We start from the raw sequence: 22,914 nt of genomic DNA, 5'->3' as shown, positions 1-22,914 counted from the left end.
GGTTATGCTCGTCCTACGTGTGCATGATGATAGCCGGCACACGCACGGTCGGCAACGTCGGCGCCGATCCCACGCCCTTTCCCCGCGAATACCGGCCGTGCGCCGCTGGCGTGGGGGCGCGCTTCCTGCTAAATACCGACTCCATGGACCAGAGCCCTGCCAATGGCGGCCGCCGCGCCTCGATCGAGCGGAACACCACCGAGACCCGCATCCGGGTTGCCGTGAACCTAGACGGCACCGGCGTCTACGACGTGAAGACGGGGGTCGGCTTTCTCGACCACATGCTGGAGCAGCTGTCGCGCCACAGCCTGATGGACCTGACGGTCCTGGCCGAAGGCGACCTGCACATCGACGCGCACCACACGACCGAGGACAGCGGCATCGCCATCGGCCAGGCCGTCGCCAAGGCTCTGGGCGACCGCAAGGGCATCCAGCGCTATGGCCATTCCTACATCCCCATGGACGAGACGCTGACGCGCGTCGCGTTGGACTTCTCCAACCGGCCCTACCTGATCTGGAAGGTGAATTTCAGCCGCGACAAGATCGGCGACATGGACACGGAGCTGTTCCGCGAGTGGTTCCAGGCCTTCGCCATGGCCGCCGGCGTGACTCTTCACGTTGAAAACCTCTACGGCGAAAACAACCACCACATCGTGGAAAGCTGCTACAAGGCGCTTGCCCGCGCGGTGCGCGCCGCGATTGAAATCGACCCGCGCAAGCGCGACGCCGTGCCCTCCACCAAGGGGACTCTCGGCGGGTCCCTCTGAAGCCGGTTCTTTGCTGAAAGCTTTCGTTCCATGGAAACCGTTGCGCTGATCGATTACGGCTCCGGCAACCTGCGTTCCGCCGCCAAGGCGCTGGAGCGTGCGGCGGCGGAGTCCCACGCAAGTGTCCAGGTTCTGGTGACCTCCGACGCCGACGCGGTGCGCAAGGCCGACCGCGTCGTGCTGCCGGGCGTCGGCGCCTTCGCCGACTGCAAGCGCGGCCTGTCCGAGGTGCCGGGCATGCTCGACGCGCTGGAGGAGGTGGTGCACGTCAAGGCCCGCCCCTTCCTCGGCATCTGCGTCGGCATGCAGCTGATGGCCGAGCGCGGGCGCGAGTATGGCGTCACCGAGGGGCTGGGCTGGATCAAGGGTGAGGTCGCCAAGCTGGAGCCGGCCGACGCCAGCCTGAAAATTCCGCACATGGGCTGGAACGAGTTGGACATCCGCCGGCCGCACCCGATCCTGGCCGGACTGCCCGACCGCGCGCACGCCTATTTCGTCCACTCCTACCGCTTTGCGGTGGAGAACCCGGACGATGTGATCGCCACCGCCGATTATGGCGGGCCGTTCGCCGCGGTGATCGGGCGCGACAACTTGGTGGGCACCCAGTTCCACCCGGAAAAGAGCCAGGCGACCGGCTTGGCTCTGGTCGCCAACTTCCTGACCTGGCGGGTGTAACCCATGGCGGAGATCGCCATCGAGCGCGTCGAAGCGCTGAAGACCGGCGACCTGCACGACCTGTGCGACGCCGCGGACGACGCCATCAAGGTCGGCGGCGGCTTCGGCTGGGTCGCCCCGCCGTCGCGCGACATCATGGAGCGCTACTGGAAGGGCGTCCTGGTCGTGCCGGAGCGCATCCTGTTCGTGGCGCGGCTGGACGGCGTCATCGCCGGCTCCGCCCAGTTGGTGAAGCCGGCGCGCAACAACGAGGCGCAGGCCCACGCCGCCAGCCTGACCACCAGCTTCGTCGCCCCCTGGGCACGCGGCCACGGCCTCGCCCGCAGCCTGACCCAGGCGGTGGAGGCGGAGGCCCGCACCGCCGGTTTCCGGGTCCTGAACCTCGACGTGCGCGAGACGCAGGACGCCGCCATCCGGCTCTACGAGGATCTTGGGTTCAAGCGCTGGGGCACCCACCCCTTTTATGCGCTGGTGGACGGCCATCGGCTTGCCGGACACTTCTACGCCAAGGACCTCACCCCCGACACGCCCCCCGACACGCCATAGGACGAGACACCGCGATGATCATCTATCCCGCCATCGACCTGAAAGACGGTGCCTGCGTCCGGCTCCTGCGTGGTGAGATGAGCCAGGCGACCGTCTTCAACACGGACCCGGCCGAGCAGGCCCGCCTGTTCCAAAGCCAGGGCTTCGAGTGGCTCCACCTGGTCGACCTGAACGGCGCCTTCGAGGGCAAGCCGGTCAACGGGGGGGCCGTGGAGGGCATCCTCGGCGCCGTCGACATCCCGGTGCAGCTGGGCGGCGGCATCCGCGACCTGAAGACCATCGGCATGTGGCTGGAGAAGGGCATCAGCCGCGTCATCCTGGGCACCGTGGCGCTGCGCGAGCCGGAGCTGGTCAAGGAGGCCTGCCGGGAGTTCCCGGGCAAGGTCGCCGTCGGCATCGACGCGCGCGAGGGCTTCGTGGCCGTCGCCGGCTGGGCCGAGACCTCGACCATCCGGGCGCTGGATCTGGCGCTGAAGTTCGAGGACAGCGGCGTGGCCGCCATCATCTACACCGACATCAACCGCGACGGCGCCATGGGCGGCGTGAACGTGGAGGCGACCTCCGACCTCGCCTTCCACCTGACCACGCCGGTGATCGCGTCGGGCGGCGTGTCGTCCATCGACGACCTGGTCGCGCTGAAGCGGGAAGAGCACACGGGCATCCAGGGCGTCATCTGCGGCCGCGCGCTGTACGACGGCCGGATCGAGCCGAAGGAAGCGCTGGAGCTGCTGTCCTCCAACACCGTCTCCGGGGATGCCGACTGATGCTGAAGATGCGCGTCATCCCCTGCCTGGACGTCAAGGACGGCCGGGTGGTGAAGGGGGTCAACTTCGTCGATCTGGTGGACGCCGGCGATCCCGTCGAGCAAGCCCGCGTCTATGACCGGGAAGGCGCGGACGAGCTGACCTTCCTGGACATCACCGCCAGCCACGAGAACCGCGACACCATCTACGACGTCGTGCGCCGCACGGCGGAGCAGGTCTTCATGCCGCTGACCGTCGGCGGCGGTGTCCGCGCGGTGGAGGACATCCGCAAGCTGCTGCTGGCCGGCGCCGACAAGGTGTCGATCAACACCGCGGCCATCCACCGGCCGGAGTTCGTGCAGGAGGCGGCGGAGAAGTTCGGCGCCCAGTGCATCGTCGTCGCCATCGACGCCAAGCAGGTGGAGCCCGGCCGCTGGGAGATCTTCACCCACGGCGGCCGCAAGGCCACGGGCATCGACGCCGTGGAGTGGGCCAAGCGCATGGAGTCCTACGGGGCCGGCGAGATCCTGCTGACCTCCATGGACCGCGACGGCACCAAGAGCGGCTTCGACCTGGCGCTGACCCGCAAGGTGGCCGACGGCCTGCGCATCCCCGTCATCGCCTCGGGCGGCGTCGGCACGCTGGACCATCTGGTGGAGGGCATCCGCGAGGGCCACGCCACGGCGGTGCTGGCGGCCTCCATCTTCCATTTCGGCACCTACACCATCGGGCAAGCCAAGGCCGCGCTGGCCGACGCCGGCATCCCGGTGCGCCCCGCCCGCGCGCCTGAGGTGGCCCATGGGTGACGACAAGAAGTCCAAGGCGGTGAACGCGGAGGTTCTGGACCGCCTGTTCGCCACCGTCCAGGCGCGCAAGGGCGCCGACCCGGAGACCTCCTACACCGCCAAGCTGTTCAGCCGCGGCACCTCCAAGATCGCCCAAAAGGTTGGCGAGGAGGCGGTGGAGGCCATCCTGGAGGCGGTGCGCGGCGACAAGGCGGCGCTCGCCTCGGAATCCGCCGATCTGCTCTACCACCTGATGGTGCTGTGGGCCGACGCCGGGCTGGAACCGGCCGAGGTATGGGAAAAGCTGGCCCAGCGCGAGGGCACCAGCGGCATTGCCGAGAAAAAGGCGCGCAAGGCATAAGGGAGAGAGACCGATGGCCCGAACCTACGACAGCAACAACGTCTTCGCCCGCATCCTGCGCGGCGAAATCCCCTGCAAGAAGGTCATGGAGACGGAGCACGCGCTCGCCTTCCACGACATCAACCCGCTGGCCCCGACCCACATCCTGGTGATCCCCAAGGGGGCCTATGTGGACATGGACGACTTCACCGCCCGCGCGACCGAGGCGGAGATCGCCGGCCTGTTCCGCGCCGTCGGCGAGGTCGCGCGCCAGGCCGGCGCCGCCGAGCCCGGCTACCGCATCCTGTCCAACTGCGGCCCCGACGCGAACCAGGAGGTCCCGCACCTCCACATCCACGTCTTCGCCGGACGCCACCTCGGCCGGATGCTGAACCCGGCCTGAGCCGGGTGATCCACGTGAAACATGAAGGGCGCCGAGGGGAAACCCCGGCGCCCTTGCTGTTTGCGAGACGTGGTTGCGCTGGGCCCCCCTCCCGACCTCCCCCCATCTTCGACGGGGGGAGGAGAAATCCCCTCCCCCGCGAAGTTGGGGAGGGTCAGGGTGGGGGCCCAACACGACCACTTCGCTCGCCGAAAAAGACCCTCTACGAACCCGGCGCGGCGACCGTCTTAGGCAGCAGGATGTAGTATTCCCCCGCGCTCTTCATCACGCCGGCGCGCTTCTCCGCCTCCTCGCCGTGGCCCCAGAAGACGTCGCCGCGGACCGGGCCGCGGATGGCGCCGCCGGTGTCCTGGGCGACCAGCAGGCGGCGTAGCCGCGCCTGTGGATCGAGCGGATCCTCGGCGTCGAGCCAGACCGGCACGCCGTAGGGCAGGAACTTGGAGTCCACGGCCAGGCTGCGGCCAGGGGTCAGCGCCACGTTCTGCGCGCCGTTCGGCCCCTCCCCCTTCAGCTCCTGGAAGAAGACGTAGGAGGGATTGCTGTTCATCAGGTCGGGCGCCTTGTCCGGGTGGGCCTTCAGCCAGGCACGGATGGACTGGAGCGACACCTGCTCCCGCGGGATTTCGCCGCGGTCGATCAACTCCTTGCCGATGGCGACGTACTTGTGGCCGTTCTGCGCGGCGTAGCCGACGCGCGTCTCCGTCCCGTCGGGGAAGCGCACGCGGCCGGATCCCTGGATGTGCAGGAAGAAGGCGGCGATCGGGTCCTGCAGCCACAGCAGCTCCAGCCCCTTGTTGCGCAGCGCCCCAGCCTCGATGGCGGCGCGGTCCTCGAAGGGCTTCAGGCGCCCGTCGATAACCCGGCCGGCCGTGCGTTCCCCCTTCCAACGGTCGGCAAAGTCGCCGAGGTCCACCAGGATGAGATCGCTCGGCCGTTTGTAGAGCGGAACCGGAAAGGCTGGGTCGGGCGTCCGGCTGCCGGCCAGTTCCACCTCGTAATAGCCGGTGAAGAGGCCGCGCCGGGTGTCGTTGTTGGCCGCGGCGTAGGGGGTGAACCACTGTTCGAAGAAGGCGCGGGTTGCCCCGTCGTCGCCGGGGATTTGCGCCGCCAGCGCCGCGCAGGGGGCCTGCCAGTCGCCACCCCGGCCCCCCACCCCGTCAGGCCCGACCGGCCGGTCCGCCGGCAGCGCCGCCAGCTTGGCGCAGGAGCGGCGAAAGGCCGGCACGGCGTCGGCCACGCGGTCGGCGGTCCAGCCCGGCAGGTCGGTGAAGGCCACAGGCTTCAGGACCAGCTTGTCGGGCGGCAGCGGGGCCTTCGCCTCCTCCTTCCGCTCGCAGGACGCCACGAAAAACGCCGCGGCAAGGGCTGCCGCGGCGCTGAAACGGATCAGAAATGTCGGGATCATCAAGACGTCGTGATCAGTGCGGGTCGTAATCAGTGCGTGGTGCGCGTCTCGACCAGCGACCAGTTCGGGTTGCTGGCGCGGGTGTTGCGGGCGAATGTCCAGACGTCCACCGCCTCGACCACGGCGTTCGGGTCGCCGTCAACCACGGCACCGTTGCGGTCGCGCACGACATTCATCTGCTCCGACACGAACTTCACGGTGACCAGCGCGGTGCGGCCGTCCATACGGGCCTCCACCACGTCGGCGTCGGCGATGCGCTCGATGCGCGTCTCCAGCGTCTCCCCGGCGGCTTGGCGCTCGCGGACGGCGCGGGCGAAGTTGTCGTAGACGTCGTCGGCCAGCAGCGGGCGCAGCGTGGCGGTGTCCCCCTTGGCGAAGGCCTCCACGATCATCTCGAAGGCACCGCAGGCGCCCTGGAGGAAATGCTTCTCGTCGAAGGACGGGTCAGCGGCGGCGATCTGCGCCAGCGCGGCGTGCAGCGACACCGGCTCGTCATGAGATTGGGCCGGCGAAACGGGAGCGGACGCGGCTTGGGCCGGGCGGTCGCGGCCGGGCATCGGGACGACGTTGTCCGGCGCGCCGGCGCGGGGCGCATCCGGACGGGACGTGAAGGGGTTTGGCCGTTGCCGTTCCTCGCCGGTGCGGCGGCCGAGCACGCTGCGCAAGCGGTACACGAGGAACGCCGCGATCATCGCGAAGATCAGGATTTCGACGAACACAAACCCATCTCCCATCGTCCATCCTTCCGGGTGACTGGAGGCCGGCGCCCCCGGGGCGGTGTGCCCGAGGGCCGGCGTACAAATGCTGGTCAGGGCCGCGATCCCCTACTGGATCCGCCGTCGGGTGCGCATTAAGTGTACCCTGACCGTACACCGGACCGGCCTATCCGTACCGGCCATGCCCTCCGTCCCCCGACGCCTTGCGGCTTACCCAAGCCTAGATAGGCCCTTGAGGTTGAAAGAGCAAGGACACCATGAATCCGTTGCTTTTGTTGCTTCTCCTGCCGATTGCGGAGATCGCCGTCTTCATCGAGGTCGGCGACTGGATCGGTTCCGGCCCCACGGTCGGGCTGGTGATCCTGTCCGCGATCCTGGGATCGGTCCTGATTCGCTGGCAGGGGCTGTCCGTGCTGAAGCGCGCCCAGGAGGCCGCGGAACGCGGCGAGGTGCCGATGGGCGCGGTGTTCGAGGGCTTCTGCGTCGTGGCCGCCGGCATCCTGCTGATCATCCCAGGATTCCTGACCGACATCGTCGGGCTTCTGCTGTTCGTGCGGCCGTTGCGCAACGCGCTGGGCCGCTGGCTGTTCGACCGTATGAAGGGCAGCACGTCCTTCCGTGTGCACGGCCAGATGGGGGGCCGCAGCTGGACCAACGGTCCGGGCGGCCCCGGCCCGGATCCCTTCAACCGGCCCCAGCCGGGTGTTATCGACGCCGACTACCACGACGTGACGCCGGAGGAGGAGAAGGCCGGCGACGAGCCGCGGATCGGGTCCGGAGCCGGGGAGTCGCGCTGGGCCCCGCCGGACTCCAAGTTCCGCCCGTGATGCGGGTGGAGCTTTCCCTCCGCACCGGCTCTTTCCCCCCGGCTTTCCCCCCGGCTTTCCATTGTCGGTGCGGCGGATCCGTGGTAGCCAGCGGGTCTTGAACACCGACCACCGTCACGCCGCCCCGCGGCCAGGAGTTGTTTGATGTCCGATCAGCAGACCAACGGCCAAGACCAGCAGGAAGCCGCCAGCTCGCTGCCGATGCACGTGCTCGCGCAGTATGTGAAGGACCTGTCCTTCGAGAACCCCAACGCGCCGCAGAGCCTTCTGCCCGGCCAGCCGCAGCCGCAGGTCAACATCGGCGTGGACGTCCAGGCCCAGCCGATGGGCGAGGACGTCTACGAGGTCGTCCTGAAGCTGCACTGCGAGGCCAAGCAGGGCGACGGCGTCGCTTTCCTGGTGGAGGTCGCCTACGGCGGCCTGTTCCAGCTGCCGGGCCTGCCGCAGGAGCATCACCGCGCCGTTCTCCTGATCGAGGGCCCGCGCATGCTGTTCCCGTTCGCCCGCGCCATCGTGGCCGCCTGCACCCAGGACGGCGGCTTCCCGCCGCTGATGATCAACCCGATCGACTTCGTGGACCTGTACCGCCGCCAGACCGGCCCGCAGCCGTCGGCCGAAGCGTAAGGGTCACTAAGACCAAAGAAAAAGGCGGGAGGCTTTCGGGCCTCCCGCCTTTTTTGTGTCCTGTCCTACCCCTCTCTCGGGGCTCTCGGCGGCCAAAGGCCGCCTGACGCCGTCAGCGCCCGCAAGCGGGACACCAGACCCTACTGGTTCATGCTCTCGAAGAATTCCGAGTTCGACTTGGTGTGCTTCAGCTTGTCGACCAGGAAGTCGACGGCGTCGGTCACGCCCATCGGCATCAGAATGCGGCGCAGGATCCACATCTTCGAGATGGTGCCCTTGTCGACCAGCAGTTCCTCCTTGCGGGTGCCAGACTTGGAGATGTCGATGGCCGGGAAGGTGCGCTTGTCGGAGAGCTTGCGGTCCAGCACGATCTCGGAGTTGCCGGTGCCCTTGAACTCTTCGAAGATCACCTCGTCCATGCGGCTGCCGGTGTCGATCAGCGCGGTCGCGATGATGGTCAGCGAGCCGCCCTCCTCGATGTTGCGGGCCGCGCCGAAGAAGCGCTTCGGCCGCTGCAGCGCGTTGGCGTCCACGCCGCCGGTCAGCACCTTGCCCGACGACGGCACCACCGTGTTGTAGGCGCGCGCCAGGCGCGTGATGCTGTCCAGCAGGATGACGACGTCGCGCTTGTGCTCGACCAGGCGCTTGGCCTTCTCGATCACCATCTCGGCGACCTGGACGTGGCGGGTCGCCGGCTCGTCGAAGGTGGAGCTGATGACCTCGCCGCGCACCGACCGGGCCATGTCGGTCACCTCTTCCGGCCGCTCGTCGATCAGCAGCACGATGAGGTAGGCTTCGGGATGGTTGGTGGCGATGGAATGGGCGATGTTCTGCAGCATCACCGTCTTGCCGGTACGCGGCGGGGCGACGATCAGCCCACGCTGCCCTTTGCCGAGCGGCGCCACCAAGTCGATGATGCGGCCGGTGTAGTTCTTCTTGGTCGGATCGTCGACTTCCATGCGCAACCGCTCTTCCGGGTAGAGCGGGGTCAGGTTGTCGAAGTTGATGCGGTGGCGGACCTTGTCCGGCGCATCGAAGTTGATGGTGTTGACCTTGAGGAGGGCAAAGTAGCGTTCGCCGTCCTTGGGCGAGCGGATCTGTCCTTCCACCGTGTCGCCGGTGCGCAGGCTGAAGCGGCGCACCTGACTGGGGCTGACGTAGATGTCGTCGGGACCGGGCAGATAGTTGGCCTCGGGCGAGCGCAGGAACCCGAAACCGTCCTGAAGAACCTCAAGCACGCCGTCGCCGAAGATCGGAACGTCGTTTTCCGCCAGCTGCTTCAGGATGGCGAACATCATGTCCTGCTTGCGGAGCGTGCTGGCGTTCTCGATCTGCAGCTCCTCCGCGAACGCCAGAAGTTCGGCGGGGCTCTTGCACTTCAGCTCTTGGAGATGCATGGGTGGTGCCTTAGGGAATCGTCGTCATGCGGGGGAGTGCCATGAGTCCCGGGCCGGCGCAGGGTGCGTCGGTTGGGCGTCGGACGGCGCTGAAGGCGGCGCAAAGGGCCTTCGGTCGTCGCGCCCAGTTCGTTGGGGAGGGACGGAACGGCGGATGTGGGCGTGGGTACCCGCGAGGCTTGCCGCCCCGTGGTGATTGAAATGGTTAGCGGATCGCCGTCTGCAAGTCAAACGAAAGCGAAACCGTGCAGGAATCACGAATAGGCGGTTCCGGAAGGGGATTCCGCCGGGTCATTTTGCCGCAACCCCTGAGGTACGGCCCCACCGGTTCCAACGTACACGGTTGCAAGGATCCGGACACCGATGGAGTGAGGGAGCGACCATCATGGACCGCCACGCCCCGGCCGCGCCACCCCAGCCCACCTCCATCGTCCCCCTGCCCTGGCACGCGCAGCCCGCGGCCGACACGCTGGCCGCCCTGGGCAGCCCGGAGGGCGGCCTGTCGGCGGCGGAGGCGCGGGCGCGGCTGGAGCGTGTCGGGCCGAACCGGCTGACCCCGCCGCCCCGGCGTTCCGCCCTGCGGCGTTTCGCCGCGCAGTTCGACAATATCCTGATCTACGTGCTGATCGCCTCCGGCCTGGTGACGCTGGCGCTGGGGGAACTGGTCGATGCCGCGGTGATCGCCGGCGTGGTGCTGATCAACGCGCTGATCGGCGCCGTGCAGGAGGGCAAGGCCGAGCAGGCGCTGGACGCGATCCGCGGCATGCTGTCGCCGCAGGCCATCGTGCTGCGCGGCGGCCGGCGGATCACCGTCCCGGCCGACGAGCTGGTCCCCGGCGACCGGGTGGCGCTCAGCTCCGGCGACCGGGTGCCGGCCGACCTGCGGCTGATCCACGCCAGGGGGCTGCGCGTCCAGGAAGCGGCGCTGACCGGGGAGTCCGTGCCCGTCGCCAAGAACACCGACGCGGTGGACCCCGCCACCCCGCTGGCCGAGCGCACCGGCATGGCCTATTCGGCCACTCTGGTGGCCCAGGGGCAGGCCGTCGGCGTGGTAGTGGCCACCGGGGACGCGACGGAGCTGGGGCGCATTGGCCGGCTTCTGGCGGGCGTGGAGACGCTGACCACGCCGCTGCTCGCACGGATGGCCGTGTTCGGCCGCTGGCTGACCGCCGGCATCCTGGTGCTGACCGCGCTGACCTTCCTGTACGGCACGCTGCTGCGGGGCGAGCCCTGGGCGGAGATGGTCATGGCCGCGGTCGGGCTGGCCGTCGCCGCGATTCCGGAGGGGCTGCCGGCGGTGATGACCATCGCGCTGGCCATCGGCGTCACCCGCTTGGCCCGACGCAACGCCATCATCCGCCGTTTGCCGGCTGTGGAGACGCTGGGCTCGGTCGGAGTGATCTGCTCCGACAAGACCGGCACGCTGACCCGCAACGAGCTGACCGTGCAGACGGTCGTCACCGCGGCGGCGGATTACGCGGTGACCGGCGACGGCTACCGGCCGGAGGGGGATTTCCGGCGGGGAGCGGAGGCGGTGGAGCCGTTCGGGGAACCGGTCCTGGCGGACCTCGCCCGCGCCGCCCTACTGTGCAACGACGCGGCCCTGCACCGGGACGAATCCGGCGACTGGACCGTATCCGGCGACCCGACCGACGGCGCCCTGCTGGCGCTCGCCCGCAAAGCGGGGCTCGACCCGGCGGCGGAGGCCGCAGCACACCCGCGCGTCGACGTCATCCCCTTCGAGTCCGAGCACAAGTTCATGGCGACCCTGCACCGTACGTCCGGCGGGTGGGTGCTGTACGTCAAGGGCGCGCCGGAGCGGCTGCTCGCCCTGTGCGACCGCGTTCTCGGACCGGGCGGGCCGGAAGCGCTCGACGCGGCGGCGTGGCTGGCACGGGTGGATGCGCTGGCGGCCGAGGGGCAGCGGGTGCTGGCGCTGGCGGTTCAAACCGATCCGTCGGTGACCGGCGGCCTGTCCGTGGAGGAGCTGGATGGTGGGCTGACGCTGCTTGGCCTGTGCGGGCTGATTGACCCGCCGCGGGAGGAGGCCATCGCCGCCGTCCGGCGCTGCCAGGCCGCGGGCATTCGGGTGAAGATGATCACCGGCGACCACGCCGGCACCGCGCAGGCCATCGGGCGCCGCTTCGGCCTGTCCGGCCCGGCGGTGACCGGGGCGGAGCTGGACGGGCTCGACGACGAGGCCCTGGGCGCCGTGGCCCGCGACCGCGACGTCTTCGCCAGGACGGCGCCGGAGCACAAGCTGCGGCTTGTCCAGGCGCTCCAGGCGGCCAGGCAGACCGTCGCCATGACCGGCGACGGGGTCAACGACGCGCCCGCGCTGAAGCGCGCCGACATCGGCATCGCCATGGGCCACAAGGGGACGGAGGCCGCGAAGGAGGCCGCCGCCATGGTGCTGGCCGACGACAACTTCGCCTCCATCGCCCGCGCGGTGGAGGAAGGCCGCACCATCTACGACAATCTGCGCAAGACGATCCTGTTCCTGCTGCCGACCAACGGCGCCCAGGCGCTGGTGATCATGGTGGCGGTGCTGAGCGGCTACACGCTGCCGATCACGCCGGTGCAGATCCTGTGGGTCAACATGGTCACCGCGGTGACGCTTGGCTTGGCGCTGGCCTTCGAACCGCCGGAGCCCGGCGTGATGGACCGCCCACCCCGCCCGCCGGCGGAGCCCATCCTGCCGCCCGTCCTGATCGCGCGGATGGTGCTGGTGATGGCCCTGCTGGTGGCCGCCAGCTTCGGCTTCTTCCGCCTCCACGAGGGCCATGGCGACCCGCCGGAGGTCGCCAGCACCATGGCGGTGAACGCGCTGGTGCTGGGCGAGATCGCCTTCCTGTTCAACGCGCGGTCGATTTCCGGGTCGGTGCTGAACCGGGCGGGACTGTTCGGCAGCCGGCCGGTGTGGATTTCCATAGCGCTGATGCTAGCCCTGCAGCTGGCCTTCACCTACGCCCCGCCCCTGCAGCGGCTGTTCGGCACCGCGCCGGCGGGTGCTGCCGACTGGGCCTGGATGGCCGCGGCAGCCGTGGCCGTGTTCCTGGTGGTTGAGGCGGAAAAGGCCCTGACGCGGCGATTCCGGCGCTCCGAATCCCCTCTCCCCCCTGGTGAGAGGGTGAGGGGGCGCCTGTAGGGCGTCCAAGCGCTGCAATGAGGCGGCGTTTCCGGCCTTCGGCCGCCCCCTCATCCCAACCACTCGCCGCCTATGATCGCCTTTGGCGCTCATCCCGCTTCGCGGTCGGCGGCGAGCCCCGGAGGGGAGAAGGGCAAAGGAGCGTCAGAACGGCTTCACCACGACGAGGATGACGATGCCGATCATCAGCAGGGTCGGCACCTCGTTCATGATGCGGAAGAAGCGCTGGGGGTGCGTGTTGCGGTCGGCCTCGAAGTCCTTGCGCCAGCGCGACATCATGCCGTGCACGGCGGCGAGGCCCAGCACGAACAGGATCTTGGCGTGCAGCCATCCCTGGCTCATCCAGCCCGGATTCAGTGCGATCAGCGTGATGCCGAAGACGAAGGCGGCGATCATCGCCGGGTTCATGATGGCGCGCATCAGGCGGCGTTCCATCACCTTGAACCGCTCCGAGGAGTCGGAGCCCGGCGCCGTCTCGCAGTGGTAGACGAAGAGGCGCGGCAGGTAGAGCATCCCGGCCATCCAGGCGATGATGCTGATGACGTGCAGCGCCTTGATCCAGTCGTACAGCACCGAAGTCCCCTTCTCTATTTCTTGGCCCTTCTCCGTGGATTTACGCGCGGGCCTGCTGCGGGCAGCCGGAGAAGCCGTCCGGGCAGACCTTGCCGCCGTTCTGGGCGCAGATGGGCGCCTTGTTTCCGACCGACAGGCGGACCAGCCGGGCCAGCCCTTCGATGAAGGCCGGCTCCACCCCTACCGTCGGCACGCGGCCGAACCAGGGCACGCCGACCTCCTTGGCAAGGTGGCGGTATTCGATCTCGATCTCCACCAGCGTCTCGGAATGCTCCGACACGAAGGCGATGGGCGCCACCAGGATCGGCACGCCGTCCTGGCCGGCGCGGCGGATCTCCGCGTCGGTCGAGGGGCCGATCCATTCCAGCGGGCCAACCCGGCTCTGGTAGCAGTTGACCCAGTCCAGGTCGTCGATGCCCAGCGCGGCGACAATGGATTCCGCCGTGCGCTCGCACTGCCACTGGTAGGGGTCGCCGCCGGCCACGACCTTCTTCGGCAGCCCGTGGGCGGAGAACAGCACGCGCGGCTTGCCGTGCTTGCCGGCCTGCTCGTACAGCAGCCGGATCACCGCGGCCGACGCGTCGATGAAGCCCGCCTGGGTCGGGTAGCAGCAGAGCAGCCGCGTCGGCGCGGTCAGCCCCACCGTCTTCGCCGCCTCCCGCCAGACGCGGTCGCTGGAGCCCGTGGTGGTGGTGGAGAATTGCGGGTAGAGCGGCAGCAGCACGACCAGATCCGGCGCATACTCCTTCACCCGGGCCGCCGTCTCGGCGCTCATCGGGTTCCAGTAGCGCATGGCGATGAAGACCTTGGCCTCCATCCCCTGCCCCTTCAGAACCGATTCCAGCGCCGCGGCCTGCGCCTCGGTGTTCTCCAGCAGCGGCGACTTGCCGCCGAGTTCGGCGTAGATCGCCTTGGCCGCCTTGGCGCGCCGGCCCGAGATGAAGCTGGCGAGAATCGTGCGGAACGGATTCGGGATGCGGATGATCGCCGGGTCGGCGAACAGGTTGAACAGGAACGGCCGCACGGCCTCCGGGCTGTCGGGCCCGCCGAGGTTGAACAGGACGACGGCTACGCGCTGCATCGATCGGGAACCGGATGGTGGGGCGGACATGGTGCCGTAAACTGGAGCGCGGCCGCGCCCATGTCCAGCCCCCCAGCTGCGGAATCTATCCGCGGTTCGGCCATTCCTTGATCAGCCGTGCCAGCTCCGCCACATGCTCCGGCGGGGTCGTCTGGATGACGCCGTGGCCCAGGTTGAAGACGAAGGGCCGGCCGGACAGCGTCTCCAGGATGTCCGTAGCCGCCGTGCGCAGCGCCTCGCCACCGACGGCGAGCATGATCGGATCCAGGTTGCCCTGCACCGGCACGCGGGATTGCAGGTTGCGGGCCGCCCAGAGAGGCGGGACGGTGGTGTCGAGCCCGACCGCGGTCACCCCAGCCCCGGACACGTAGTCCTCATAGCAGAGGCCCGCACCGCGCGGGAAACCGATGACCGGGATTCCGGGGTGGCGCGCCTTCACCAGTGCGACAATCCGCCGCGTCGGCTCGATGACCCAGCGGCGGAACTCCCCGGCCGGCAGGACGCCCGCCCAGCTGTCGAACAGTTGCACAACCTCCGCCCCCGCCTCGATCTGGGTGCAGAGGTAATCGGCGGTCGTCTCGACCAGCAGATCCATCAGCATGCCGAATCCGGCGGGGTCGCTGTAGGCCCAGCGCTTCACATACGCGTATTCCTTGGACCCTGCCCCTTCCACCATGTAGCAGGCGATGGTCCAGGGCGCGCCCGCGAAGCCGATCAACGTGGTGTGTTCCGGAATCGCGCTGGAGAGCCGGCGCAACGTCTCGTAGACCGGCTCCAGCCGCTCGTGGAAGCGGTCGCGGGACAGGCGCTTCAGGTCTTCCACGTTTCTCACAGGGTCCAGCTTCGGCCCCTCGCCTTCCTGGAAGGCCAGCGGCTGCCCCAGCGCGTGCGGCACCACCAGGATGTCGGAGAACAGAATCGCCGCGTCCATGTCGTAGCGGCGCAGCGGCTGGAGCGTCACCTCCACCGCGTGGTCCGGGTTGTAGCACATGTCCAGGAAGCTGCCCGCCTTGGCCCGCAGGGCGCGGTATTCCGGCAGGTACCGCCCGGCCTGGCGCATCAGCCAGAAGGGCGGGCGCGAACGCACCTCGCCGGCGAGCGCGGCGAGCATCGGCTTCAGAATTTCGGACACGGCGGATCGTTCCCTACAGATGGAGTTTTCCCCGGAATCCCAGCGCCCGGGCTTATCTCCCCTACTCAGTATTCTTTTTAAGATGAGAAAGGAAGATGGGGTAGTGGGAGCCTGTGGATAGCGGGAATCCCCGCTTTGCCCGGATTCATCCACAGGCGGACTCGATTCCTGGGGACCGATTCGGCCTTCTGTGGACGACTCCGGACGCTTTCGCCGGAAACGGCGGAAATGCTATATCACGAAGCCTGGGAATCCCGTGGATAACATGGTCCGCGCGGCCGGTTGTTCCCATCTTCCGAAGAGGGCGGCGGAATCATCCCGAAGGGGGCTCCAGCGGGGGCGGTGAGTCCCGCCCTGGGGGATAGAATCCGGGGATCCCCGATATCCACAGGTTTGGATCGGGTTCTCCACAACACTTTGGGGACGGATGAGACAGTTCCATCTGCATCTTGTGTCCGACGCGACGGGCGAGACGATCAACAGCGTGGCCCGCGCCTGCGTCATCCAGTTCGACGACGTGCGTCCGGTCGAGCATTTCTGGAACCTCGTGCGCACCGACCGGCAGCTCGACATGGTGCTGGAAGGCATCCAGGAGCATCCCGGCCTCGTCATGTTCACGCTGGTGGACGAGACGCTGCGCCGCCGGCTCCAGGACTTCTGCCGTGAGGTGCAGGTGCCCTGCATCCCGGTGCTGGATCCGCTGATCAACGCGCTGGCCGCCTTCCTGGGCGTGGAATCGCAGCGCCAGCCCGGCCGCCAGCACGCGCTGGACGCCGAGTATTTCGGCCGCATGGACGCCATGGATTTCGCGCTGGCCCACGACGACGGCCAGTCGAACTGGGACCTGCACGAGGCCGACGTCATCCTGATGGGCGTGTCGCGCACCTCCAAGACGCCGACCTGCATCTATCTGGCCAACCGCGGCATCAAGGCGGCGAACATTCCGATCGTGCCGGGCTGCCCCCTGCCGCCGGAGATCGAGAAGCTGACCCGCCCGCTGATCGTCGGCCTGACCAAGGACCCGGACCGGCTCGTCCAGATCCGGCGCAACCGGCTGAAGCTGCTGAACCAGAACGACAGCTCCACCTACGCCGACCCGGAGGTGGTGCGCAACGAGGTGACCGACGCGCGGCGCATGTTCAGCCGGCGCGGCTGGCCGGTGATCGACGTGTCCCGCCGCTCCATCGAGGAGACCGCGGCGGAGATCATGATGCTGCTCGCCCGGCGCCAGTCCGGCGGCCTCGGTCTGCCGGGCGGTGTGCTTCCGGGTGGTGGCGGCGGCGGCAAGCCCGGCGGTGTGCCGTGAGCGGTCCGGCGGTCGTCCTGGCGTCCGGCTCGAAGACGCGCGCGGAGATGCTGGAGCGCGCCGGCGTGCGCGTCACCCTGGCCCCCACCGCGGTGGACGAGGAGGAAATCAAGCTCGCCGCCCGCACCGAGGGCATCGGCGTGGACGAGGTGGCGGAGACGCTGGCCGAACTGAAGGCGCAGCGCGTGACCCGCAAGCATCCGGGCGCGCTGGTGATCGGCGCCGACCAGATGCTGGAATGCGACGGCCGCTGGTTCGACAAGCCGACCGGGCGCGACGCCGCGCGGGAGCAGCTGAAGGATCTGCGCGGCAAGACGCACCGGCTGGTCAGTTGCGCCGTCGTGGTGCGCGACGGGGAGCGGCTGTGGCACCAGGTGGACCGCGCCCGCCTGGCCATGCGCCCCTTCAGCGACGCCTTCCTGGAGTCCTATCTGGACCAGACCGGCGACGGCGTGCTGCACTCCGTCGGCGCCTACCAGCTGGAAGGGCTGGGGGCGCAGCTGTTCCAGCGCGTCGACGGCGACTTCTTCACGATCCTGGGGCTGCCGCTTCTGCCGCTGCTCGGGTTCCTGCGCGTGCATGGGGTGATTGGGGAGTGAGGGCGGAATGATGATCAGCGGCAAGGCCAGGCTGGCCGGCGTCATGGGTTGGCCGGTCGGGCATTCGCGCTCCCCCCGGCTGCACGGGCATTGGCTGGAGCGCTACGGGATCGACGGCGCCTACGTGCCGCTGGCCGTTCCGCCCGACTGCGTGGAGCAGGCCATCCGCGCCCTGCCCGCGCTGGGCTTCCGCGGCTGCAACGTCACCGTCCCGCACAAGGAGGCGGCCTACCGCACGGTGGACCGGCTGGACGCCACGGCCAAGCGCATGGGCGCGGTGAACACCATCGTGGTCGGCGAGGACGGGACGCTGGAGGGCCGCAACACCGACGGCTTCGGCTTCATCGAGAACCTGAAGAGTGGCGCGCCGGGCTGGAAGGCGTCCGATGGGCCGGCGTTGGTGATCGGCGCCGGAGGGGCGGCGCGCGCGGTCGTCGCCTCGCTGCTGGACGAGGGCGCGCCGCTGGTCTGGCTGGTCAACCGGACCAAGGCGCGGGCGGAGGAACTCGCCGGAGATATTGGCGGCGCCATCGAAGTCGCCGATTGGGTTTCACGTGAAACCCTGCTGGAGGGGGCGGCCCTGGTCGTCAACACCACCACCCAGGGCATGGCCGGCCAGCCGCCGTTGGATCTGGACCTGCGCGCCCTGCCAGCCTCGGCGGTCGTCACCGACATCGTCTACACGCCCCTGATCACCCCGCTGCTGGAGGCGGCGCAGACCCGCGGCAACCGCGTGGTGGACGGCGTCGGCATGCTGCTCCATCAGGCCCGCCCTGGTTTCGCTGCCTGGTTCGGCACCGAACCCGAGGTGACCGAGGAACTGCGCCGCGTCGTGCTTGCGGGCTGAGGCGCCATGATCGTACTTGGCCTCACGGGGTCCATCGGCATGGGCAAGAGCACGGCGGCGCGCATGCTGAAGCGCATGGGCGCGCCGGTGTGCGACAGCGACGCCGTGGTGCATGGGCTGCTGGCCAAGCACGGCGCCGCCGTACCGGCCATCGACGCCGCCTTCCCCGGCGTGGTCCGCGACGGCGCGGTCGACCGCCGCGCGCTGGGCGCCGCGGTCTTCGGCAACGCGGAGGCGCTGAAGCGGCTGGAGGCCATCCTGCACCCCGCCGTGCGGGAGGCGCAGCGCGTTTTCCTGGCTCGCGCGGCCCGGCGCGGCGTCCGCGTCGCGGTGCTCGACATCCCTCTGCTGTTCGAAACCGGCGGCGAGCGGCGTGTGGACCGCACCGTGGTGGTCACCGCCCCTTTCCTGGTGCAGAAGGCGCGGGTCCTCGCGCGGCCGGGCATGACGCCGGAGAAGTTCGCCGCTATTCTCCTGCGGCAGACGCCCGACGCGGAGAAGCGCCGGCGCGCCGATTACGTCGTGAACACCGGCGACGGCCGCCTTCGCACCCGACGGGCCCTGGGGAAGATCATTGCGGACGTGAAACGTCTCCGCGGCCGGCACTGGCCACCGCGGGGTTACCAGCCGGGACAGGTGAGTCATGCGTGAAATCGTGCTCGATACCGAAACGACGGGCTTCAAGCCTGAAGAAGGGCACCGGCTGATCGAAATCGGCTGCGTCGAGCTGGTCAACCACGTTGCGACCGGCCGAAACTTCCACCGCTACATCAACCCGGAACGCGACGTGCCGGCCGACGCCGTGGCGGTGCACGGCCTGACCGGGGAGTTCCTGGCGGACAAGCCGCTGTTCAACGCCGTGGTGGCGGACTTCGTGGAGTTCATCGGCGACGCCCCGCTGGTGATCCACAACGCGGCCTTCGACATGAACTTCCTGAACTGGGAGCTGAAGATCGCCGGCTACCCGGTGATGCCCAGGGACCGCGCCGTCGACACGCTGATGATGGCGCGCCAGAAATTCCCCGGCGCCCCGGCCACCCTGGACGCGCTCTGCAAGCGCTTCGGCATCGACAATTCCAGCCGCACCTACCACGGCGCTCTGCTCGACGCGCAGCTGCTGGCCGAGGTCTATCTGGAGCTGCTGGGTGGCCGCCAAGCGGGCCTCGCCCTATCCGCCGGCCCGCTGGGCACCGGCGGGACCTCCATCCGCATCGACCGCCCCTACCGCGCCCCCCGCCCCCACGCCCCGAGCGAGGAGGAGCTGTCGGCCCACGCGGAGCTTCTGGGGAAGTTGAAGAACCCGCTGTGGGTTGCGGAGTGACGTCAATCCCCTCTCCCGGCGGGGCCGGGAGAGGGTTGAATCGCCTTACGGCAACAGCACCGTCGACCCCGTCGTGCCGCGGGACTCCAGCGCCCGGTGGGCCTCCGCCGCGTCGCGCAGCGAGAAGGTCTGGCGGACGTTGATGTTTACCCCGCCGGTGTGCACCACCTCGAACAGGTCGGCCGCGCTCGTCATCAGGTCCTCGCGCTTGGCGACGTAGGTGAACAGCGTCGGCCGCGTGACGTAGAGCGAGCCCTTGGCGGCCAGAAGCTGCAGGTCGAGCGGCGGCACCGGGCCAGACGCCGCGCCGAACAGCACCATGAAGCCGCGCGGGCGCAGGCAGTCCAGGCTGTCCATGAAGGTCGTCTTGCCGACGCCGTCGTAGACGACCGGCACGCCCTGCCCGTCGGTGATGTCCTTCACCCGGGTCACGAAATTCTCGCGGGTGTAGACAATGGGATGGTCACAGCCGTTGGCGCGGGCCAACTCCGCCTTTTCGTCGCTGCTGACCGTGCCGATGACCGTGGCGCCCAGATGCTTCGCCCACTGGCAGAGGATCAGCCCGACGCCGCCGGCCGCCGCCTGCACCAGGATGGTGTCGCCCGGCTGCACCGCGTAGGTCGAGCGGATCAGGAACTGCGCCGTCATGCCCTGGAGCATCATGGCGGCGGCCTGCTTGTCCTCGATCCAGCTCGGCAGCGGAACCAGCCGGTCGGCGGGCGCGAGCCGCGATTCCGCATAGGCACCGATCAGCGGCGCGTAGGCGACGCGGTCGCCGACCTTCAGCGTCGTGACATCCGGCCCCACGGCCTCCACCACGCCGGCGCCTTCGGTGCCGATCACGGCCGGAAGCTGCGGCAGCTTGTAGAGGCCGGAGCGGTGATAGGTGTCGATGTAGTTCAGCCCGACGGCGGTCTGGCGCAGCCGCACCTGACCGGGGCCAGGATCGCCCACCTCGACCTCGTCCCAGCGCAGCGCCTCGGGTCCGCCGTATTCATGGATGCGGATCGCGTGAACCATGGTGGCTCCCTCCCCCCTTCTTATAAAAGCTGAAGCGTCAGCGTATCGCCGGCCGCGGTGCCTGTCACCGCCCTGCCGGCCTTCCCCCGGAAGCCTTCGTGCCGGAGCAGCCAGTCCTTGGTCTCCAACCCGCCGAAGCCGGAATAACCGCCCGGCGCGCCGCCGCTGCCGACGATGCGGTGGCAGGGAATGATGACCGGGATCGGGTTCGCCCCGCAGGCTCCGCCGACCGCGCGCGGCGCGCTGTCCAGCATGCGGGCGACGTCGCCGTAGGTCAGCACCGTTCCGGGCGGGATGGCCAGCATTGCCGCCCAGACCTTCTGGCGGAAGGCCGTTCCACGTGGCGCCAGCGGCAGGTCGAAGCCCGTCCGCTTGCCCGCGAAATAGTCGGCGAGCTGCCGGGCGGCCTCCTCCAGCACCGGGTCCGGCGCGTCGTCCCCCTGCCGTCCCCAGTCCAGGGCCCCCCAATCAAGGGCCACAATGGCGCCATCGGCGCTGGTCAGGGTCAGCGGCCCGAGCGGGCTGTCGATGGTCAGGCGTCCCATGGTCTCACCTCCGGTCCAGGGCGTCGGCCAAGGCGTCGGGCTTGGTCACCGGCGGCGAGCAGGTCATGCCGGTGCAGACGTAGGCGGTCGCCGCGCCGCCCTGCATGCCCTTGCCGTGCGCCGGGTGGCTGGCCGGCAGATCCGTTCCCGGCTGAACCAGGCTGAGGATGCGGTTCGGCAGCGATTGGTCGAGCACCGCGCGGCGCAGCGCCCGCGTGTCCGCCCCGTCCGGATCGCCGACGATCACCACCTGCACCGCGTTCTGCAACAGCTCCACGGCGTTCAGGAAGGTGGGCAGCGGGAAGAAGTTGCGGCCCAGCTCCCCGGAGAAGGCGGCGACCAGCGCGTCGGCGCGCTCGCGGTAGGCGTCCTCGCCCGTGCGGTGATAGAGCGTCGCCAGCACAGCCAGCATCGTGCCGTTGCCGCTGGGGATGGCGCTGTCGTGCGCCGACTTGGTTCGGACGATCAGGTCGGTCGCGTCGTCGGCCGTGTAGAAGTAGCCGCCCGCCCCCCCGTCCCAGAAATGCCGATCGAGCGCCGCCACCCAGGCCCGCGCCTGCTCCAGCGTCGCCGGATCACCGGTGGCCTCGTGCAGGGCCAGGGCGGCCCGCGTCATGTGGGCGTAGTCGTCCAACGTCGCCGCGTGCTTCAGCTGTCCGGCCCGCCAGCTGTGGCGCAACCGACCGCCCTCTTGCATGCGGTCGCGCACGAAGGCGAAGGCGCGCTGGGCAGCGGCGATCCAATCCGGCTCGTCCAGCGCCATCCCGGCGTGGGCCAGTGCCGCGATCATCAGGCCGTTCCAGTCGGCCAACACCTTGTCGTCCCAGCCCGGCCGGACCCGCGTCGCGCGCTCCCGGAACAGGACGGCGCGCAGGCTCGCCAGCTTGGCCTCCGTCTCGTCGTCCAGCCGCTCGATCCGGTGCAGGCGGTTCAGGATCGTGGCGCCTTCCCAGTTGCCTTGGGGCGTGACGTTGTAGATCCGCTTGAAGAGTGCTGCGTCCGGGCCGTCGAGCAGCCGGTCGATCTCCTCCTCGTTCCAGACGTAGAAGAGGCCCTCCTCCCCCTCGCTGTCGGCGTCGAGCGTCGCGGCGAAGGCCCCGCCCTCCGCGATCATCTCGCGCAGCAGCCAGCCGACCGTCTCGCGGATGCGGTCCTCGAACAGCGGCTCCCGCTCCTCCTGCCAGACCAGCGTCAGCAGGTCGAGAAGCTCCGCGTTGTCGTAGAGCATCTTCTCGAAATGCGGGACCAGCCACATCTCGTCGACCGAATAGCGGGCGAAGCCGCCGCCGACATGGTCGTAGATGCCGCCCTGGCTCATGTGGGCCAGCGTGTTCAGCACGGCGGCGCGGTAGGGCTCCTTCCCCGTCCGTTGCCAGGCGCGCCACAGAAGCTCGAAGATCGGCACCTGCGGAAACTTCGGCGCGCTGCCGATGCCGCCGTTGAAGGGGTCCACCTCCCGCGCCAGCCGCTCGGCGATCTGGTCGATCAGCGCCATGTCGATGGCGCCGGCGGCCTTGTTCTCCGACAGCTTGGCCAACGCGTCCTTCAGGGCCGTGACGTTGCGCGTCACGTTCTCCGGCTTTGTGCGGTAAGTGTCCGCCACCCCCTGCAGCACGTCGGGGAAGCCGGGCCGGCCGTAGCGGGACGTCGGCGGGAAGTAGGTGCCGCCCCAGAAGGGCTCCGCCTCCGGCGTCAGGAACATGGTCAGCGGCCAGCCGCCCTGCTGCCCCAGGAGGGCGAGGGCCGACTGATAAATCTGGTCGACGTCCGGCCGCTCCTCCCGGTCCACCTTGATGTTGACGAACAGGTCGTTCATCACCGCGGCGACCTCGGGATTCTCGAAGCTTTCGTGCGCCATGACGTGGCACCAGTGGCAGGCGGCGTAGCCAACCGACAGCAGGATGGGCTTGTTCTCGCGCTTCGCCCGCTCGAAGGCATCCGAGCCCCAGGCCATCCAATGGACGGGGTTGTCCTTGTGCTGGAGCAGGTAGGGGCTGGTCTCCCGGCCGAGCTGATTCTCGGGCATGTGGGCGTTTCCGTTTGCTGGAGCGTTCCGTATTAAACTGGCGCGGCGGTGCCGTTGCACCAGTTCTCCCTATCTGTATAGTGGGGCA

The 22,914-nt window shown here is 69.2% G+C and carries 24 protein-coding genes; 15 read left to right on the top strand and 9 right to left on the bottom strand.

Annotated elements, in window-relative coordinates; translation table 11 throughout:
- Positions 1-143: 143 nt before the first annotated feature.
- From hisB to M2351_RS00560, 7 genes are read left to right on the top strand one after another with little or no spacing between them, the layout of a single operon-like run.
- Entirely contained in the window at positions 144-767 is a 624-nt protein-coding gene (gene hisB / locus M2351_RS00590) for an imidazoleglycerol-phosphate dehydratase HisB (protein ID WP_209767982.1), read from the top strand.
- Positions 768-797: 30 nt separating this feature from the next.
- Positions 798-1,442 (top strand): imidazole glycerol phosphate synthase subunit HisH, encoded by a 645-nt coding sequence (gene hisH, locus M2351_RS00585; protein ID WP_264654240.1) that lies wholly within the window; start codon positions 798-800, stop codon positions 1,440-1,442.
- 3 nt (positions 1,443-1,445) lie between these two features.
- A complete protein-coding gene (locus M2351_RS00580) occupies positions 1,446-1,988 on the top strand; it encodes a GNAT family N-acetyltransferase (protein WP_264654239.1) in 543 nt (180 codons plus the stop codon).
- 14 nt (positions 1,989-2,002) lie between these two features.
- The gene (gene hisA, locus M2351_RS00575; protein WP_264654238.1) at positions 2,003-2,752 is read left to right on the top strand and encodes a 1-(5-phosphoribosyl)-5-[(5-phosphoribosylamino)methylideneamino]imidazole-4-carboxamide isomerase; all 750 of its coding nucleotides are present in this window, start codon (positions 2,003-2,005) and stop codon (positions 2,750-2,752) included.
- Positions 2,752-3,537: an imidazole glycerol phosphate synthase subunit HisF gene (hisF, locus tag M2351_RS00570; RefSeq protein ID WP_264654237.1), complete on the top strand. Its 786-nt coding sequence runs from the start codon at positions 2,752-2,754 to the stop codon at positions 3,535-3,537. Before hisA ends, hisF begins: the two co-directional genes overlap by 1 nt.
- On the top strand, positions 3,530-3,877 hold the full coding sequence (locus tag M2351_RS00565) for a phosphoribosyl-ATP diphosphatase (RefSeq protein WP_264654236.1): 348 nt from the start codon (positions 3,530-3,532) through the stop codon (positions 3,875-3,877). Before hisF ends, M2351_RS00565 begins: the two co-directional genes overlap by 8 nt.
- 13 nt (positions 3,878-3,890) lie before the next feature.
- A complete protein-coding gene (locus tag M2351_RS00560) occupies positions 3,891-4,259 on the top strand; it encodes a histidine triad nucleotide-binding protein (RefSeq protein WP_264654235.1) in 369 nt (122 codons plus the stop codon).
- 202 nt (positions 4,260-4,461) lie between these two features.
- Here the strand turns inward: M2351_RS00560 and mltA are convergent, their stop codons facing one another.
- Positions 4,462-5,664 (bottom strand): murein transglycosylase A, encoded by a 1,203-nt coding sequence (gene mltA / locus M2351_RS00555; protein WP_264654234.1) that lies wholly within the window; start codon positions 5,662-5,664, stop codon positions 4,462-4,464.
- Between the two features lie 29 nt (positions 5,665-5,693).
- Positions 5,694-6,398, bottom strand: a complete 705-nt coding sequence (locus tag M2351_RS00550) for a Tim44/TimA family putative adaptor protein (protein WP_264654233.1) — start codon at positions 6,396-6,398, stop codon at positions 5,694-5,696.
- Between the two features lie 239 nt (positions 6,399-6,637).
- Here M2351_RS00550 and M2351_RS00545 point away from each other — a divergent pair, with 239 nt between their 5' ends.
- Together M2351_RS00545 and secB are read left to right on the top strand one after the other, a co-directional pair.
- Entirely contained in the window at positions 6,638-7,207 is a 570-nt protein-coding gene (locus M2351_RS00545; protein ID WP_264654232.1) for an FxsA family protein, read from the top strand.
- Positions 7,208-7,351: 144 nt separating this feature from the next.
- Positions 7,352-7,831 (top strand): protein-export chaperone SecB, encoded by a 480-nt coding sequence (gene secB, locus M2351_RS00540; protein ID WP_264654231.1) that lies wholly within the window; start codon positions 7,352-7,354, stop codon positions 7,829-7,831.
- A 140-nt stretch (positions 7,832-7,971) separates the two neighbouring features.
- On the opposite strand, the gene rho is transcribed toward secB, so the two are convergent.
- Complete coding sequence (gene rho, locus M2351_RS00535) at positions 7,972-9,228, bottom strand: transcription termination factor Rho (protein ID WP_264654230.1); 1,257 nt, start codon at positions 9,226-9,228, stop codon at positions 7,972-7,974.
- Between the two features lie 385 nt (positions 9,229-9,613).
- On the opposite strand from rho, the gene M2351_RS00530 reads away from it, so the two are divergent.
- Positions 9,614-12,376 carry a cation-transporting P-type ATPase gene (locus M2351_RS00530; RefSeq protein ID WP_264654229.1) on the top strand — a complete coding sequence of 921 codons (2,763 nt, stop codon included), beginning with the start codon at positions 9,614-9,616 and terminating at the stop codon, positions 12,374-12,376.
- Between the two features lie 144 nt (positions 12,377-12,520).
- On the opposite strand, the gene hemJ is transcribed toward M2351_RS00530, so the two are convergent.
- The 3 genes from hemJ to hemE form a co-directional block, all read right to left on the bottom strand.
- Positions 12,521-12,949, bottom strand: coding sequence for a protoporphyrinogen oxidase HemJ (gene hemJ / locus M2351_RS00525; RefSeq protein WP_264654228.1), 429 nt, complete (start codon positions 12,947-12,949; stop codon positions 12,521-12,523).
- A 40-nt stretch (positions 12,950-12,989) separates the two neighbouring features.
- A complete protein-coding gene (gene hemH, locus M2351_RS00520; RefSeq protein WP_264654227.1) occupies positions 12,990-14,030 on the bottom strand; it encodes a ferrochelatase in 1,041 nt (346 codons plus the stop codon).
- An 85-nt stretch (positions 14,031-14,115) separates the two neighbouring features.
- Positions 14,116-15,141, bottom strand: coding sequence for a uroporphyrinogen decarboxylase (gene hemE, locus M2351_RS00515; RefSeq protein ID WP_264656809.1), 1,026 nt, complete (start codon positions 15,139-15,141; stop codon positions 14,116-14,118).
- A 448-nt stretch (positions 15,142-15,589) separates the two neighbouring features.
- On the opposite strand from hemE, the gene M2351_RS00510 reads away from it, so the two are divergent.
- From M2351_RS00510 to dnaQ, 5 genes are read left to right on the top strand one after another with little or no spacing between them, the layout of a single operon-like run.
- On the top strand, positions 15,590-16,468 hold the full coding sequence (locus M2351_RS00510) for a pyruvate, water dikinase regulatory protein (RefSeq protein ID WP_264654226.1): 879 nt from the start codon (positions 15,590-15,592) through the stop codon (positions 16,466-16,468).
- Complete coding sequence (locus M2351_RS00505; protein ID WP_264654225.1) at positions 16,465-17,067, top strand: Maf family protein; 603 nt, start codon at positions 16,465-16,467, stop codon at positions 17,065-17,067. Before M2351_RS00510 ends, M2351_RS00505 begins: the two co-directional genes overlap by 4 nt.
- A 7-nt stretch (positions 17,068-17,074) precedes the next feature.
- Positions 17,075-17,914, top strand: coding sequence for a shikimate dehydrogenase (locus tag M2351_RS00500; protein ID WP_264654224.1), 840 nt, complete (start codon positions 17,075-17,077; stop codon positions 17,912-17,914).
- A 6-nt stretch (positions 17,915-17,920) separates the two neighbouring features.
- The gene (coaE, locus tag M2351_RS00495; protein WP_264654223.1) at positions 17,921-18,565 is read left to right on the top strand and encodes a dephospho-CoA kinase; all 645 of its coding nucleotides are present in this window, start codon (positions 17,921-17,923) and stop codon (positions 18,563-18,565) included.
- A complete protein-coding gene (dnaQ, locus tag M2351_RS00490) occupies positions 18,558-19,235 on the top strand; it encodes a DNA polymerase III subunit epsilon (protein WP_264654222.1) in 678 nt (225 codons plus the stop codon). Before coaE ends, dnaQ begins: the two co-directional genes overlap by 8 nt.
- Positions 19,236-19,280: 45 nt before the next feature.
- On the opposite strand, the gene M2351_RS00485 is transcribed toward dnaQ, so the two are convergent.
- The 3 genes from M2351_RS00485 to M2351_RS00475 are packed head-to-tail and all read right to left on the bottom strand — an operon-like array spanning position 19,281 to position 22,826.
- Positions 19,281-20,255 carry a quinone oxidoreductase family protein gene (locus M2351_RS00485; RefSeq protein WP_264654221.1) on the bottom strand — a complete coding sequence of 325 codons (975 nt, stop codon included), beginning with the start codon at positions 20,253-20,255 and terminating at the stop codon, positions 19,281-19,283.
- 20 nt (positions 20,256-20,275) lie between these two features.
- On the bottom strand, positions 20,276-20,800 hold the full coding sequence (locus M2351_RS00480; RefSeq protein ID WP_264654220.1) for a methylated-DNA--[protein]-cysteine S-methyltransferase: 525 nt from the start codon (positions 20,798-20,800) through the stop codon (positions 20,276-20,278).
- Between the two features lie 4 nt (positions 20,801-20,804).
- Positions 20,805-22,826: a thioredoxin domain-containing protein gene (locus M2351_RS00475; RefSeq protein WP_264654219.1), complete on the bottom strand. Its 2,022-nt coding sequence runs from the start codon at positions 22,824-22,826 to the stop codon at positions 20,805-20,807.
- Between the last annotated feature and the right edge of the window lie 88 nt (positions 22,827-22,914).

The sequence above is a fragment of the Azospirillum canadense genome, assembly GCF_025961225.1.
GTDB classification, from domain to species: Bacteria; Pseudomonadota; Alphaproteobacteria; order Azospirillales; family Azospirillaceae; genus Azospirillum; species Azospirillum canadense.
This window is presented reverse-complemented; position numbering and strand designations above follow the sequence as displayed.

Excerpts from the sequence above, each read along its gene's own strand:
- hisB (WP_209767982.1), top strand. The coding sequence starts at position 144 with ATGGACCAGAGCCCTGCCAATGGCGGCCGCCGCGCCTCGATCGAGCGG.
- hisH (WP_264654240.1), top strand. The coding sequence starts at position 798 with ATGGAAACCGTTGCGCTGATCGATTACGGCTCCGGCAACCTGCGTTCC.
- M2351_RS00580 (WP_264654239.1), top strand. The coding sequence starts at position 1,446 with ATGGCGGAGATCGCCATCGAGCGCGTCGAAGCGCTGAAGACCGGCGAC.
- hisA (WP_264654238.1), top strand. The coding sequence starts at position 2,003 with ATGATCATCTATCCCGCCATCGACCTGAAAGACGGTGCCTGCGTCCGG.
- hisF (WP_264654237.1), top strand. The coding sequence starts at position 2,752 with ATGCTGAAGATGCGCGTCATCCCCTGCCTGGACGTCAAGGACGGCCGG.
- M2351_RS00565 (WP_264654236.1), top strand. The coding sequence starts at position 3,530 with ATGGGTGACGACAAGAAGTCCAAGGCGGTGAACGCGGAGGTTCTGGAC.
- M2351_RS00560 (WP_264654235.1), top strand. The coding sequence starts at position 3,891 with ATGGCCCGAACCTACGACAGCAACAACGTCTTCGCCCGCATCCTGCGC.
- mltA (WP_264654234.1), bottom strand. The coding sequence starts at position 5,664 with ATGATCCCGACATTTCTGATCCGTTTCAGCGCCGCGGCAGCCCTTGCC.
- M2351_RS00550 (WP_264654233.1), bottom strand. The coding sequence starts at position 6,398 with ATGGGAGATGGGTTTGTGTTCGTCGAAATCCTGATCTTCGCGATGATC.
- M2351_RS00545 (WP_264654232.1), top strand. The coding sequence starts at position 6,638 with ATGAATCCGTTGCTTTTGTTGCTTCTCCTGCCGATTGCGGAGATCGCC.
- secB (WP_264654231.1), top strand. The coding sequence starts at position 7,352 with ATGTCCGATCAGCAGACCAACGGCCAAGACCAGCAGGAAGCCGCCAGC.
- rho (WP_264654230.1), bottom strand. The coding sequence starts at position 9,228 with ATGCATCTCCAAGAGCTGAAGTGCAAGAGCCCCGCCGAACTTCTGGCG.
- M2351_RS00530 (WP_264654229.1), top strand. The coding sequence starts at position 9,614 with ATGGACCGCCACGCCCCGGCCGCGCCACCCCAGCCCACCTCCATCGTC.
- hemH (WP_264654227.1), bottom strand. The coding sequence starts at position 14,030 with ATGCAGCGCGTAGCCGTCGTCCTGTTCAACCTCGGCGGGCCCGACAGC.
- hemE (WP_264656809.1), bottom strand. The coding sequence starts at position 15,141 with ATGCTCGCCGCGCTCGCCGGCGAGGTGCGTTCGCGCCCGCCCTTCTGG.
- M2351_RS00510 (WP_264654226.1), top strand. The coding sequence starts at position 15,590 with ATGAGACAGTTCCATCTGCATCTTGTGTCCGACGCGACGGGCGAGACG.
- M2351_RS00500 (WP_264654224.1), top strand. The coding sequence starts at position 17,075 with ATGATGATCAGCGGCAAGGCCAGGCTGGCCGGCGTCATGGGTTGGCCG.
- coaE (WP_264654223.1), top strand. The coding sequence starts at position 17,921 with ATGATCGTACTTGGCCTCACGGGGTCCATCGGCATGGGCAAGAGCACG.
- dnaQ (WP_264654222.1), top strand. The coding sequence starts at position 18,558 with ATGCGTGAAATCGTGCTCGATACCGAAACGACGGGCTTCAAGCCTGAA.
- M2351_RS00485 (WP_264654221.1), bottom strand. The coding sequence starts at position 20,255 with ATGGTTCACGCGATCCGCATCCATGAATACGGCGGACCCGAGGCGCTG.
- M2351_RS00480 (WP_264654220.1), bottom strand. The coding sequence starts at position 20,800 with ATGGGACGCCTGACCATCGACAGCCCGCTCGGGCCGCTGACCCTGACC.
- M2351_RS00475 (WP_264654219.1), bottom strand. The coding sequence starts at position 22,826 with ATGCCCGAGAATCAGCTCGGCCGGGAGACCAGCCCCTACCTGCTCCAG.